Genomic DNA, 14,212 nt, shown 5'->3' on the forward strand with positions numbered 1-14,212 from the left:
GTACTAAACGAGTGGCAAAAACTCGATCGCAACTCTGGTTATTAGTTGAACACCTGCGATCCTAAGTGGTGAATCGCAACGAGCTGTTTGAGATAATCGATGCGATCTGAGATCGCACCGCCAGATCGCCTAAATGCTGGGGATTGGTGGTTATTGTGCGAAAATTTAGACTATATTAATCCCATTCTAAAATAATTAATTACCCGCTCATGTTGCCTAAGATCTCGCAGTGGACTGGACTTATTGGCATTAGTGCCACGATCGCACTCGTGCAACCAAACATCGCATCCGCCAAAAGTTCAGTCGAGATTGCCGATATCGGGAAAGCAATTACAGTATCGATTTCCACGCCTGAGACTTTGGGTTCTGGTGTTATCCTTCAGCACCAGGGAAATATCTATACTATTCTCACTACTGCTAGTGTGGTAAAAAATAAAGCCAATTATAAAATTACCACGCCAGACAATCGCTCCTACGAAGCTATAAGCAGCTCGATTCGCATGGCTCCTGGTAATATCGATCTTGCAATTATCAAATTCAAATCTACGGCTAAATATCCCACTGCCAAACTTGGCAACTGCAACGTCCTCGAATCTGGCATGAGTATTTATGTCAATGGATTTCCTAGTACGACTAGAGCTATCACTGAGTCGGTATTTCTATCTAGGGAAGGTCAAGTTTCTGCCAATAGCACTAGAGTTTCAGAAAATGGTTACTCCCTAATTTATAGTAACCAAACTTTACCAGGAATGAATGGTGGAGCAATCCTCAATAGTGATGGCGAACTGGTTGCCATTCACGGTAAAAGCAATAAAGATGACAACGGCAACCAAACCGGACTTAATCTCGGCATTCCCATCAACCAATTCGGGATGGTGGCGCGGAACATGGGCATTGAGCTAGATCGAAAAGTAGCCCCTATTCAAACCAATACCGCAGCCAAAGCAGGCGATTACTTCGCATCAGCAATTCTGAAAATGGGTAAAGGAGACTCTATGGGTAGCTTGGCAGATCTCGATCGAGCTATTCAACTCAACCCCAAGTATGCGATGGCATATTCTTTGCGCGGTGCCCTCAAAGCGTTTAAACTCATTGACACTCAGGGAGGGTTAGCCGACTTCAATCGGGCGATTTCTCTCGACCCTAGATTTAGTATCTCCTATCAACATCGTGGTATGCTCAAAGCGCTGAAACTTAATGATATTCAAGGGGCATTAGCCGATTACAATCGGGCAATTTCGCTCGACTCCAAAAATGCTACTACCTATGTTGTTCGTGGTACTCTCAAAGCAACTAAACTCAACGACATTCAGGGAGGAGTAACCGACTTAGATCGGTCGATTTCTCTCGACTCCAATAATGCTGATAGCTATTCTCTTCGTGGTGCTCTCAAAGCGTTTAAACTCAATGACACTCAAGGGGGATTAGCCGACTTAAATCGGGCGATTTCGCTCGACCCTAATAATGCTATGGCTTTCAAGGGCAGGAGTATGGTCAAGTATATGAAGTTAGACGATCGTGATGGTGGAATTGCCGACATGAAGCAATCTGCCAGACTGTCGAAAAAACAGGGCGATGTCGCAGAATATCAGTCAGCGATCGACCAACTAAAAGAATGGGGAGTAAATAGTAATAGTTCGGGTTTTTAGCAAAGGTACCCAGACAGCTCTATGGCTAAAAATATCTCAAATGGTTTCGATCGGCGATGACTCTACCCACGTCGGCTCCGACCCTGCGATACTATCGATAGTAAGATGTTACATTCTTAGTAAGGATCTGGATATTCAACTTAGCATGAGAACGTCAGTAAACTTATGAATAGAATCGCGATCGACTCTCAAATTCACTTTGGAAAACCCTGTGTTGCTGGTACTCGGATTACAGTACAGAATGTCCTAGAATTAGTTGAATCTGGAAGATCTTTTCCCGAAATCGTTCGAGACTACTATCCAGATTTGGCAATTGAAGATATTCATGCTTGTCTTCAATATGCGTTGGCGTAGTCTATGAAAGTTAGTCACACTTGTAACTGCTGAAGATATTTGTCTCGTATCCACATCGACCGATGCAATTTATTTGAGGATCGGATCCTGATGACAACTACTTCCGAACAAACCAGAGCTATTATCCGTTGGGGGCATCAACATCGCCGGATGCTGAGAACGAGATATCGTCGTCAATTTGTTGCTTATAGTGCCACTCGGCTCTTAGCGGCTGGGAGAGATTGGGATTTGGTAGAATCTCTCGCCACTGCCACCGGAGAACCCTTTTTAGTAAAGTGGATTCCCGCACAGACATCGGAATTTCAATTTTTTTGGTTTAAATTCTATGGCATGGCTCGGCATGAATGGGAGCCAGAATATCCCGTCACCTTGAGTCATGGCTCTGTCAGTCACGATGCCTTGATGCTGGTGGATTCTGGCGCAGAGCTGAGTTTGATTAGTCTGGAAATTGGCGAACTATTGGGATTTGCGTTAGCTGATGGCGAAATTTTGTCAGATGGTACGGGCGTTGGCGGCGAGATCCAGTATGTCACCCGTGCGGTAGATTTCACTATTAATGGGCATAGTTTTAAAGCTCCTGTGGCTTGGCTGCAAACGGAAATCACTGATGCTCCATTGCTATTGGGTAGGGAAGTGGTATTTGACTTATTTAACATCGAGTTTATCCAGGCGGAAGAACGGATCGAGTTTAAATGGCGAGGAACATCCGAATAAGCCAGCATTGGCTCTACCCACATCGACCCCGACCCTGCGATAATATCGATAGCAAAACCCTACCGAGCTAGGGCGAGTAAACCCACGCAAAAAATCTGATGAGACTGTCCAAAAGCCTATTTGTCACCCTCCGCGAAGAACCAGCCGACGCCGAAATCCCCAGCCACAAGCTGCTATTGCGGGCGGGATACATTCGCCGGATTGGGAGTGGCTTGTATGCTTACCTACCCCTGATGTGGCGCGTATTGACGAAGGTACGGCAGATTGTCAAAGAAGAAATGGATGCCACAGGCGCACAAGAGTGTCTGCTGCCCCAACTCCAACCCGCCGAATTGTGGCAACAGTCGGGACGCTGGGATACCTATACCCAAGCGGAAGGGATTATGTTCGCTTTTACCGACAGACAAAATCGAGAGGTAGCTTTAGGCCCGACTCATGAAGAAGTCGTGACGGCGGTGGCGCGTGATTTGATTAAATCTTATCGTCAATTACCCCAACATTTATATCAGATTCAGAGCAAGTTTCGCGATGAAATTCGCCCTCGGTTCGGGTTGATGCGCGGTCGGGAATTTATTATGAAAGATGGTTATTCTTTCCATGCCGATGCAGAAAGTCTGAAGGAAACTTATGATGATATGCACGATGCGTACTGCAAGATGTTGACCCGCTGCGGCTTGAAATTTCGGGCGGTAGATGCTGACTCTGGCGCGATCGGGGGTTCTGGTTCGCAGGAATTTATGGTGCTGGCGGCAGCGGGTGAGGATGATGTGATGTACACGGCAGATGGTAAATATGCCGCCAATGTGGAGAAGGCTGTTTCGCTAGCTCCCGATGCTGTAGCGTCAACTTTTACTAGTTATGAAATCAAGGATACGCCGAATACGAACTCGATTAATAAGTTAGTCAAATTCTTGCAGTGCGACTCGACTTCGATCGTCAAAAATGTCTTGCAACAAGCAGTATTTGATAATGGTAAGACGGTTTTAGTATTGATTAGTATTCGGAGCGATCGAGAAGTTAACCAAGTAAAATTAACTAATGAATTGATGAAATTAGCGCCTAATTATGGTGCCAAAACAGTAATTGCTCTAGAAGTACCCGATGGGGTTGCGATCGCTAAATGGGCAGCTAAACCTTTACCACTCGGTTATATCGCCCCAGATTTGAGCGATGAATATATCAGTGCCAGTCCTAACGTTCATCCGCAATTTCTGCGGATCGTGGACGAAACCGCTGCTAGTTTGACAAACTTTATTACGGGCACAAATGAAGCCGAAAAACATGTCGTCGGTGCCAATTGGCAGACTAATTTCCCCCTACCAGCAGTACGGGTAGATCTTCAAAAGGCGCTAGTGGGAGATCGCGCCATCCACGATCCGACGCAAGTTTTGGAAACCGCACGCGGCATCGAAGTCGGACATATTTTCCAACTCGGCACCAAGTATTCGGCGGCGATGGGGGCGACATTTACCAACGAGCAAGGAGAGGAGCAACCCCTTGTGATGGGTTGCTATGGCGTTGGTGTATCCCGACTAGCGCAAGCCGCAGTCGAACAATCCTACGATAAAGATGGCATCGTTTGGCCTGTCGCGATCGCGCCGTATCATGCGATAATCTGCGTGCCAAACATCAGCGATGCTCAACAAATGGAGGTCGCCGAACGCCTCTACACCGAGTTAAATCACCTGGGGGTCGAAACTATCCTCGACGATCGCGATGAACGCGCAGGGGTCAAATTCAAGGACGCTGACCTCATCGGCATCCCTTTCCGGATCGTCACTGGTCGATCGCTCAAAGATGGTAAAGTAGAAGTCGTCAATCGTGCCACGAAACAATCTCAGGATATTACCGTCGAGAGTGTTGGGGCAACGGTTAAGAAGTGGATCGTGGATAGTGAATAGTGAATTTGGACGCAAGCGTCCTTTTCTCTCCACACATTTCCATTCCCTCGCTTATTTACTATCCACTATCCACTATCCACTATCCACTAAATGGAACTAATCACCATCCTCCTGTCCGGTATCACCACCTTATTTTCACTGACGGGGTTAGTCGTCGATAAAAATGTCGAAGCGGCGTTTTTATCGCAACTAGATCGTGCAGAGCAATTACAAGTGCGGACTGATAATGCGCCCGTTCACCAAATTATCAATGGGAAAATTAATAAACTGCGGGTTGCCGGACGCGGATTGTGGGTGAGTAAGGATCTGCGCATCGATACTCTCGAAATCGAAACCGACCCGATTGCAGTGAATCTCCAGGCACTTCAGGCAGACGGACAAAGCCCCCGTGCTGGCTCGATTCAGCAACCCATCCAAGCGGGCATCAAGTTGAAGTTTAATGAAGAAGATCTAAATAATTACTTAAAGTCTCCGGATGCGATCGCTAGACTTCAGAAAATGACTACTAGTACTCTCGGTGGTGCGGCGGCTGGTTCGCTCAACAAAGATTACCAAATTGCTAACCCCCAGATCCGGTTTCTAGGCAATAATCGGGTGGGAATTCAAGCAGAGTTGCAAGATCCCAACTCTAGTGAAAAAATAGCCGTCAATCTCGAAACTGGCGTCAGTGTCGTCGGCGGTCGGAAATTTCAACTAGTCGCGCCCAAAGCACTAGTCGGGCAAACTCCGGTGCCAGAATTTCTGTTATCGGGTTTGACTGCCGGAATTAGCGATCGATTGAATGTAGATATGTTTGAGCAGCGGGGTTTGAGCGCCCGCATTCTCCAATTCAAAGTCAATCCCCAACAGGTGGAGCTAGCGGCTTTCGTCCGTTTGGCTGGGCGTAAAGAGTAATGACTCGATCTGCGCTCGGCTAGTTCGGTAAAGAGTAAGGATATCGAGAATATTCGTCGCCGAATCCCAATTCTACCAGTTAAACTAGGAGAGCATCGACCAGAATAGCTAAAGTGCTAACTTGGCAGATCGATCGACGGCAAACACTTACCAGTTACTAGTTATTAGGAATCGGTTAGCTGGCTTGAGTCCAACATCCCTGACACCATCTACAATAACTGCTCACTGTCTAATGGTTTTAACGATTTATAGGAATTTTTAATTATGGAAAACCAAAAATCTATATCTAAAAGCGTCGTTGCTACGATCTCAGCTCTGACTTTAGCCACAACTGCGCTCGGTGGTGGTTTGGCATGGTTCACGACTCACAACAACCAGCCGCAGGCAAATACACCTAGCCAAATCAATCCAAATCCCACTACAGTCGATCCTGCACAGCAAAATCCGCAACCTGCAACACCGCTGCCGATTACGCCCAATCAGGTAACTATCGCACCGACGACACCATCTAAAATCCCAACTGTCGGTCAAAATACTATTAAGCCGACCACCCCGACAATCGCCCAACAGCAAGATGGCAAGGTCAAAATTTGGCGACTCGATGATGACGGCAAAAAAACCATTTTAGTCTCCCAAGATGTTCAAGATCCACAGCCGACAGCAGCCGACAATCCCGAGGCACGCGTCAATAAATCGCTGTCTACCCTGATCGCTTCGGCTGGCAAGCCAGACGGCAAGCTGACTTCAACAATTCCCGTCGGTACCAAGCTCTTAAGTACCAAAGTGCTAGCAGATGGCATCCATGTCGATCTCTCCAAAGAGTTCACGCAAAGTGGCGGTGCGACATCCGCAATCGGACGATTGGGGCAAGTAGTCTATACAGCCACAGCCCAAGACCCCGATGCCCAAGTCTGGATTACCGTCGAGGGCAAAAAGCTGGAAGTACTCGGCGAGGATGGTGTCGAAATCAGACAGCCAATCACGCGTCAAACTTACGATCGAGACTTCCCCATCAATCCAGCACCTACCAACCCTTAAACGCTCGCTCGATTAATTTAACTAGGATTGATATACATTAATGGTTGACCGAATTCGATCGGTTGACCATTTTCAACTAATACCTCCATTACCTGTCCGACGACTTCGGCTTCGATTTCGTTCATCAGTTTCATAGCTTCGATAATACAGACAGTTTGCCCGACGCGAATTCGATCGCCGATCGAGGCAAATGCTGGCTCGTCAGGGGCTGGCGAGCGATAAAAGGTGCCCACCATTGGCGACTTAATTGCGACCCACTTAGTATCGATCGTCGGGGCGCTTGCCTCGGCTACCTGTAATTGGTGTTCGGGTGCGGGTAAAGCGATGACCTGAGTATTAATATCGGCGATCGTGGTTGAAATCGAACCGTTGGTAAACTGGGGATGTCCTTTACTGACTGTTAGTTCAAAGTCAGCATTCTTGAGGGTTAATTCCGTAATATTATTAGCGGCGATCGCGGCTAATAGTTCGCTAAGTTCTTTAAAATCAATTGTCATATTTAGTGTGGCAATAGCTACTAATTATTAGTAATAAAGTCGATATATTTAGAAGTTCGATCGTTTAAATATTTTCTAAAAATTCATTATTAAAATCCGCATCAACCCGATCTTTAAAATCTCACCATGGCGATCGATCGTCTGATTAGGCTGAATACATTTGAGCCGATCGATTAACTGACTGACGCGTGCTAGCTCGCGCTAAAATTCACTGGCATCTAAATAACTGCTCGGCTCGATCCGATCTAATTTCAAGCCGAGAGTGTATTTAGAACTAATTTAGAGCGATTTAGCAGTGCCAATCTGCCGAGCTGCACGGATGTAGCGTTCTGATTCCATCCAGTGGACATCGGTACCAATCTAGCTCTCACGTCCGACATATTGGTCTGTACGCGTGTCGATTTTGATTTTTTCACCGATACTGATAAATAAGGGTACCGTGACTTGTGCGCCAGTTTCGACGATCGCAGGCTTGCTCCCGCCTGTGGCTGTGTCGCCCTTCATGCCTGGATCGGTATCGGTTACTACCAATACTACAGTGTTGGGAAGTTCTACTTCCATGATTTGCTCGCCCCAACGGACGATGCTCACTTCCATCCCTTCTTTGAGATACTTGACATTAGGCCCGATTTGGGTAGGGGTGAGGTTGGATTCTTCAAAAGATTCCATGTCCATGAACACGAATTGATCGCCATCCTTGTAGGTGTGCTGCATTTTGATTTTTTCGAGGGTAGCTTGAGGCATAGTTTCCCCCGCGCGGAATGTCTCTTCTACGACGCTACCAGTCTGGACATTTTTGAGCTTGGTTCTGACAAATGCCGAACCTTTGCCCGGTTTCACATGGAGAGACTCGACGATCTTCCATACACCGCTCTTCCACTCAATGGATACACCAGGTCTAAAATCGTTACTGGAAATCATGAATATTTCTATTGTTGCACGGAACTGTTGGCATCTTATTTTATCAGTCTTCGCGACTCTGAGGCTATTTTCAGCTCACTATATCTTACAGGCAGACATCACTGCCTCAATCGATCTTCCTATGACTAACCGCCCACTTCCAGCTATATTTACTCTCGTAAATATTTAAGACACTGGAAATAGACGGTTAAATTTACCTAAATTAGGATTCGATTAACGAGACGCAGGGGTTTAAATCCCCCACCATTGACGGTGGATTGTTATTAGGGTGGGTTTTAAATCCCCAGCCCTTTCAACCCAATTCTCAATTCTCAATTCTCAATTAAATTAATGATGTTTTTTGGGTATATCTCCTTCAAAAGGTTGCCCTCCAGTTGGCGGATATCGATCGCGATTGGGTCCAAATATTCGGTTCGCTGCATCGGAAAAATATCCGATGAAACGTTCTAGCATGGTGGCAATTCGCATAACTCTAGCCCCTGCGTTAAAATAGATCGATCTCTCAATCTTTGATACTTCTAAAGTATAAAGTACCCGGTCGTGTGAGCTGATTAATGTAATAGATATTTAACGATTCTAAACTTTGACCGATGGATAATAACCTTTGATTTCGCGGTTGTAAAAGCTGCCAATCGAATCAGTTTCTTGCAGATCTTCCCAAACTTCTGGTTCTACTGCTGAATATTGATAAACTGCGCCACTATTAAACTCAATCTGCAAGATCTCGCGATCGTAATCGTAACCTACCTGTGCCGCCATCGTAGAACAGGCGGGCAACATTTCAATGGGTTCGCTCGGCTCGATTGCTACTGCCGCTGCGATAATTCGATCGAGCATTTGCAATCCTTCATAAGCCGCCAGTGGAGCAGGGATTTCGATATATTCGATCTCCTGTTCGCGTTCGATAATCAGCTTGAGTCCATCCTCATCGTGCGCGATCGCTTTTAAGCTGCTTAAATCGATTTTACTTAGCTTCATCGGATTTTTTGCTCCTACTAGCAGTGAGATCGTTAGTTATTTTCAATCATTATATAGTACTATTATACCATGAATCGATTCGAGTAGCAATTCGGGCTGTATTTTTAAGTATTAAGGCTGAACGTAGGAGGTCAGATGCAGATGTCTGGAGCATTGGGCAACAGGCAGTGAGTAGTAAAATAGAATTATTTTGCTGCCACAACCCGAGGGTACCCTCAGATCTACGCTAATTACTCACACCTCACCACACATCCCACCTCCATGACCGATAATACTCCTGACTTAACTGGTATTCGCACGAGCCAGAGTCAAATTCGCAACGCCGATTATCGTCAGCTCGATCGTACCAAACTGTCGCCGATGTATCAGCATTACGTCGAGGTGAAGGAACAGTATCCACACGCCTTGTTGCTGTATCGGTGTGGGGACTTTTTTGAAACCTTTTTTCAGGATGCAATTACGATCGCGCGGGAACTGGAACTGGTACTGACGAGTAAAGAAGGTGGTAAAGAAATCGGGCGCGTCCCGATGACTGGAGTACCGCATCATGCAGTCGATCGGTATTGTGCGATTTTAGTCGAAAAAGGTTACGCGATCGCTATGTGCGACCAAATGGAAACCGCCGCCGAAGCCGCAGGTAATTTAGTCAAGCGGGAAGTCGTGCGAGTGCTGACTCCGGGGACGATTCAGGAAGAAGAAATGCTCCAAGCGCGGCGGAATAACTTCCTGGCTGCGATCGTCATTGTCGGCGATAATTGGGGGCTGGCATATACAGACATCTCTACAGGCGAATTTCTGACTACTCAGGGCACAGATTTAGAAATCCTCACCCAGGAATTGATGCGGCTGCAACCGCCAGAAATCCTCATTCCCGTCGCCGCACCCGATCTCAACCGCCTCTTGCGCCCTGGCGAATCTTCCGACTTACTCCCTACCGATCTGCCCAATTGCTTCTGTTATGCCATGCGACCCCTGGCACCATTTACGCTTCCAGAAGCCAAGCAACGGCTGATGGACACCTTTAAAATGCGATCGCTAGAATCTTTGGGGTGTGCGCCGTTTCCGTTGGCTGTGCGGGCTGCTGGCGGCTTATTGGAATATCTCGAAGCCACCCAAAAAGGCAACCCCGTCACCCTGCAACCCTTACGCACCTACTCACTCGGCGATTATCTAGTATTCGATCGCCAGTCTTGCCGCAACCTCGAAATTACTCAAACCGTGCGGGATGGCTACTTTCAAGGCTCTCTACTCTGGGCATTAGATAAAACCTGCACCGCAATGGGTGGACGCGCCCTGCGCCGCTGGCTCTTACAACCATTACTAGATATCACCTCAATTAATAAACGCCAAGATACCATTCAAGAACTCGTAGAACAAACCTTCCTCCGCCAAGATCTCCAGCAACTGCTCAAACAGATCTACGATATCGAACGCCTGTCGGGAAAAGCCGCATCGGGACGCGCCAACGCCCGCGATTTAGTCGCCCTCGCCGACTCCTTCCTCAAACTCCCCGAACTCAGCAGCATCGCCAGCAAAGGCAAATCCCCCTTCCTCAAAATCCTCCACCACGTCCCCGCCGAACTCGAAGCCCTGGGGCAACAAATCACCGCGCACCTAGTCGAACACCCACCCCAACACCTCAAAGAAGGCGGCATCATTCGATCGGGCATCCACCCCCAACTCGACGAAATGCGCGCCGCCGCCGCTGGCGATCTCCAGTGGATTGCCAATTTAGAAGCGATCGAACGCGAACGCACCGAAATTGCTAATCTCAAAGTAGGCTTTAATAAAACCTTCGGCTACTACATCAGTATCTCCCGCCTCAAAGCCGACCAGGTACCCGCCGACTATATCCGCAAACAAACCCTCACCAACGAAGAACGCTACATCACCCCCGAACTCAAAGAACGCGAAGTCCGCGTCCTCACCGCCCAAGAAGATCTCAACCGAGTCGAACACGAAATCTTCATCGAACTCCGCGCCACCGTCGCCGCTCACACCGAGCTAATCCGCACCATCGCCCGCAGCGTCTCCGCCGTTGATGTCCTGTGCGGTTTAGCCGAAATTGCCGCCACTCAAGGCTATTGTCGCCCCCAGATGGTACCCACCCGCGAAATCCAGATTACCGACGGTCGCCATCCCGTCGTCGAAAAAGCCCTCCTCGCGGGCTTCTTTGTCCCCAATTCCACCCAATTGGGACAAGCCGAACACATCAATCCCAGCGTCGAACATCCCGATCTGATCGTCCTCACGGGGCCAAATGCCAGCGGTAAAAGTTGTTATCTCCGGCAATTAGGCTTAATCCAAATCATGGCGCAAATCGGTAGTTTCATTCCCGCCACCGCCGCCACATTAGGGATTTGCGATCGGATCTTTACCCGCGTCGGCGCAGTAGACGATCTCGCCACCGGACAATCCACATTCATGGTCGAAATGAATGAAACCGCAAATATCCTCAACCACGCCACCCCTAATTCCCTCGTTTTACTAGACGAAATCGGACGCGGTACCGCCACATTTGACGGACTTTCGATCGCCTGGGCGGTATCTGAATATCTCGCCACCGAAATCGGTTCGCGCACGATTTTCGCCACCCATTATCACGAACTCAACGAACTCGCATCTATCCTCCCCAACGTGGCAAATTACCAAGTCACCGTTAAAGAACTCCCCGACCAAATTATCTTTCTCCACCAAGTTCAACCCGGCGGTGCAAGTAAATCTTACGGCATCGAAGCCGGACGATTGGCAGGTTTACCCCCACAAGTAATCAGTCGCGCTCGTCAAGTAATGTCCCAAATTGAAGAGCATAGTAAAATCGCGATCGGGCTGAGAGAATCGATGTCGTAATTTGAGATGTTCTTGCTGTTAAGATACATAAATACGTACTACCGCCACAATCCGCAGCTCTGACCGATTATTCCATATTTTCTGTAGATATCAGTGATTAGATAATCTTGTTTGCGGTCGATTTCTCCGATTGCAAGCTGTATCGAAATGACATCATAATTTTCGGCACATTCTACGACTGCTTGCATTAATTTCGTCAAACTTGGTGCATAGGTGCTAGTGACCTCATCACAGCCATCATAAAGTTTGATTGGTGATGAAGTTGAATTATCTGTTACTTCATCAACGGCATAATAACAGCCATCACCAAAGAAGATTGGAAAATGAGGAAATCCATTGTTGAAAACATGATAAAATCCGTCCTCGAAAGTACTAAAATGAACATCATTTGCATAGTCTCCTATAACAAACTTACCATTATGCCATTGATAAAGTTCGTAGACTTCTTCAGGCAGCTTGAAATTCATTTCTTCAGCATAAAGATCGAGCATTTCCCTTTCTAATCCAGGTCTTGGATACCAGTCACTACAACCAAAATTCTGCCGAAGAGGATGATTTCTTATATACTTAGCATGATCGGATTGACTATTCTCTATCCAAAGTGAAAATTTTTCAAGCGATTGTGTTAATGCTGACATTTATTTGTCTTTGAGCGATCTAATCACCAATATAGATTATCTGTCGGAAGACTGCGCCAAGTACATCAAATATATTCTCACTCACGCAGAACACAATAAGGAGCAATGGAGAAATGGCACGTGCTTTTAATCGCGATCGATACATAGACTTATTATCTGAATATCAGCCAAAGCTAATTAAAACAGAAGAGGAGAACGAACAAGCTTTGGCAATGGTAGAGAAGTTGATGCACTTAACCAGCCGCACACCTGAACAACAAGAACTCTATGAGTTGTTAGTTGTGCTAGTCGAGAAATTCGAGCAGGAATTTTATCAGCCTCAAACAGAAAGTAATCCTCGATCGATGTTATCGTTTTTGATGGATCAACAAGATATGCAGACATCTGAGCTGGTGCATATTTTTGGTTCAACTAAAGCAGTTGAAGACATATTAACTGGTAAAACTGAGATCGGGCGATCGAGTGCAGATCTATTAGGTAAACTATTTCATGTCGATTCATTATTGTTTATTCGATAGGCTAAGTTTACTATCTCTCATACTACAAAGCTGATAAAATATGTTAAAATTAGAGCAGCTAGACTCAGCAATCTAGTCATTAATATCGATGCTCTGTTGAGAGGCTGCATCAACGATGACAATTAATATTCAAATCGATTCCGAGCATTTAGAAAAGCTTGCCTATATCGGGCAACAAACTCGTAACGATCCGAGTAATTTAATATCTCAAGAGATAGATCGGCAGTACCAACAACTCCAAAACCAAACTGCCACAAATGGAGTTGAAGAATTGTTTTGGAGTCGAGAAGCGCATAGTTATATCACCAAACAAAGCGAACTGTTTGATGCGATGTTGCCTGAGTTAATCGAACAGTATGCAGGGATGTATGTTTTGTTTGAGGATGGTAACGTAATCGATGCTGATGTCGATGAAGATGTTTTACTCGATCGAGTGTGGGAAACAGATTTAGTTCGGGATAGAATTGCTAAGTATAATAGTATTTTTTGTCACTTAGTTCCGCTCGAAGAAAAGATTAATGCCTGAATTTTCATATACAAAGGTTAATGGCATATCTCCGATTCCGATCGTCACCACATATTTTAGCAATCTTAGCAATCCATCGATTATTACTACCTGCGATTGTGGAATTCTGGATACTGGTTCGGATCTAACCATAGTTTCTTACACCATTATCTCTAAACTCCAGGCTACAGCGATAGATAGACAACAATCGATCTCTTTTAGAGGTTTGGGTCGATCGTCTCAAGGGATAGCATACCGAGTAGGAATGAGTTTTGATGGGGCAGCTTTTTTTAGAGTAAAAGCGATTGCCGTTCCTGATGATGTTCTGAATAATGAAGTTATTATTGGGCGAAATATTCTGAATCGTTATGCGATTATGTTTGATGGCCCAAACTTAGTATTTAATATTTTTTAAATAGTATTAATTTGGCGACTAAATATCTAAATTAGTCAGACCAAGTATCGCCAGATGAGCGATAATAGGAGATAATTCAATTTGATGTATCCTAATTGTCGCTTTAATGCAATTTGAGTGGGATGAAGTAAAGAACCTTGAGAATATCCGCAAGCATCAAATTGACTTCGCAGATATTTCGGTAATGTTTGACGAAAACATGCTAATCGAGCCAGATGACCGACTTGATTATGGCGAAGATCGATGGATTGGGATTGGGTTTCTCGGTCTAGGTGTAGCGGTAGTTGTCTGGACAGAGCGACAAGGGGATACGATCCGAATAATTTCAGCACGAAGAGCA

At 46.1% G+C, this 14,212-nt stretch carries 15 protein-coding genes; 11 read left to right on the top strand and 4 right to left on the bottom strand.

What is annotated here, in order from left to right:
* The first annotated feature begins 209 nt into the window (after window positions 1-209).
* From RMO35_RS09390 to RMO35_RS09415, 6 genes are all read left to right on the top strand, one after another.
* Window positions 210-1,649: a trypsin-like peptidase domain-containing protein gene (locus RMO35_RS09390; protein ID WP_309740521.1), complete on the top strand. Its 1,440-nt coding sequence runs from the start codon at window positions 210-212 to the stop codon at window positions 1,647-1,649.
* 165 nt (window positions 1,650-1,814) lie between these two features.
* Window positions 1,815-2,003 carry a DUF433 domain-containing protein gene (locus RMO35_RS09395; RefSeq protein ID WP_309740524.1) on the top strand — a complete coding sequence of 63 codons (189 nt, stop codon included), beginning with the start codon at window positions 1,815-1,817 and terminating at the stop codon, window positions 2,001-2,003.
* A 90-nt stretch (window positions 2,004-2,093) separates the two neighbouring features.
* Window positions 2,094-2,717 (top strand): retropepsin-like aspartic protease, encoded by a 624-nt coding sequence (locus RMO35_RS09400; RefSeq protein WP_309740526.1) that lies wholly within the window; start codon window positions 2,094-2,096, stop codon window positions 2,715-2,717.
* A 98-nt stretch (window positions 2,718-2,815) separates the two neighbouring features.
* Window positions 2,816-4,618: a proline--tRNA ligase gene (gene proS, locus RMO35_RS09405; RefSeq protein WP_309740528.1), complete on the top strand. Its 1,803-nt coding sequence runs from the start codon at window positions 2,816-2,818 to the stop codon at window positions 4,616-4,618.
* A gap of 90 nt (window positions 4,619-4,708) precedes the next feature.
* Window positions 4,709-5,512, top strand: coding sequence for a DUF2993 domain-containing protein (locus tag RMO35_RS09410; protein WP_309740530.1), 804 nt, complete (start codon window positions 4,709-4,711; stop codon window positions 5,510-5,512).
* A gap of 264 nt (window positions 5,513-5,776) precedes the next feature.
* A complete protein-coding gene (locus tag RMO35_RS09415; protein WP_309740532.1) occupies window positions 5,777-6,550 on the top strand; it encodes a GerMN domain-containing protein in 774 nt (257 codons plus the stop codon).
* A 17-nt stretch (window positions 6,551-6,567) separates the two neighbouring features.
* Here the strand turns inward: RMO35_RS09415 and accB are convergent, their stop codons facing one another.
* The 3 genes from accB to RMO35_RS09430 form a co-directional block, all read right to left on the bottom strand.
* Window positions 6,568-7,047 (bottom strand): acetyl-CoA carboxylase biotin carboxyl carrier protein, encoded by a 480-nt coding sequence (gene accB, locus RMO35_RS09420; RefSeq protein WP_309740533.1) that lies wholly within the window; start codon window positions 7,045-7,047, stop codon window positions 6,568-6,570.
* A 360-nt stretch (window positions 7,048-7,407) separates the two neighbouring features.
* Window positions 7,408-7,968, bottom strand: coding sequence for an elongation factor P (efp, locus tag RMO35_RS09425; RefSeq protein ID WP_309740534.1), 561 nt, complete (start codon window positions 7,966-7,968; stop codon window positions 7,408-7,410).
* A 576-nt stretch (window positions 7,969-8,544) separates the two neighbouring features.
* Window positions 8,545-8,946, bottom strand: a complete 402-nt coding sequence (locus RMO35_RS09430) for a KTSC domain-containing protein (RefSeq protein WP_309740536.1) — start codon at window positions 8,944-8,946, stop codon at window positions 8,545-8,547.
* Between the two features lie 261 nt (window positions 8,947-9,207).
* On the opposite strand from RMO35_RS09430, the gene mutS reads away from it, so the two are divergent.
* Complete coding sequence (gene mutS, locus RMO35_RS09435) at window positions 9,208-11,796, top strand: DNA mismatch repair protein MutS (protein WP_309740538.1); 2,589 nt, start codon at window positions 9,208-9,210, stop codon at window positions 11,794-11,796.
* A gap of 38 nt (window positions 11,797-11,834) precedes the next feature.
* Here the strand turns inward: mutS and RMO35_RS09440 are convergent, their stop codons facing one another.
* Complete coding sequence (locus tag RMO35_RS09440) at window positions 11,835-12,434, bottom strand: hypothetical protein (protein WP_309740540.1); 600 nt, start codon at window positions 12,432-12,434, stop codon at window positions 11,835-11,837.
* 113 nt (window positions 12,435-12,547) lie between these two features.
* Here RMO35_RS09440 and RMO35_RS09445 point away from each other — a divergent pair, with 113 nt between their 5' ends.
* The 4 genes from RMO35_RS09445 to RMO35_RS09460 form a co-directional block, all read left to right on the top strand.
* A complete protein-coding gene (locus RMO35_RS09445) occupies window positions 12,548-12,952 on the top strand; it encodes a transcriptional regulator (protein ID WP_309740542.1) in 405 nt (134 codons plus the stop codon).
* Window positions 12,953-13,067: 115 nt separating this feature from the next.
* Window positions 13,068-13,478 carry a hypothetical protein gene (locus RMO35_RS09450; RefSeq protein ID WP_309740544.1) on the top strand — a complete coding sequence of 137 codons (411 nt, stop codon included), beginning with the start codon at window positions 13,068-13,070 and terminating at the stop codon, window positions 13,476-13,478.
* Entirely contained in the window at window positions 13,471-13,872 is a 402-nt protein-coding gene (locus RMO35_RS09455; protein WP_309740546.1) for a hypothetical protein, read from the top strand. The genes RMO35_RS09450 and RMO35_RS09455 overlap by 8 nt, the downstream gene beginning before the upstream one ends.
* A 106-nt stretch (window positions 13,873-13,978) precedes the next feature.
* Window positions 13,979-14,212, top strand: a 234-nt coding sequence (locus RMO35_RS09460) for a BrnT family toxin (protein WP_309740548.1), incomplete at its 3' end; no start/stop codon positions are given.

The sequence above is a fragment of the Chamaesiphon sp. OTE_20_metabat_361 genome (assembly GCF_031364565.1).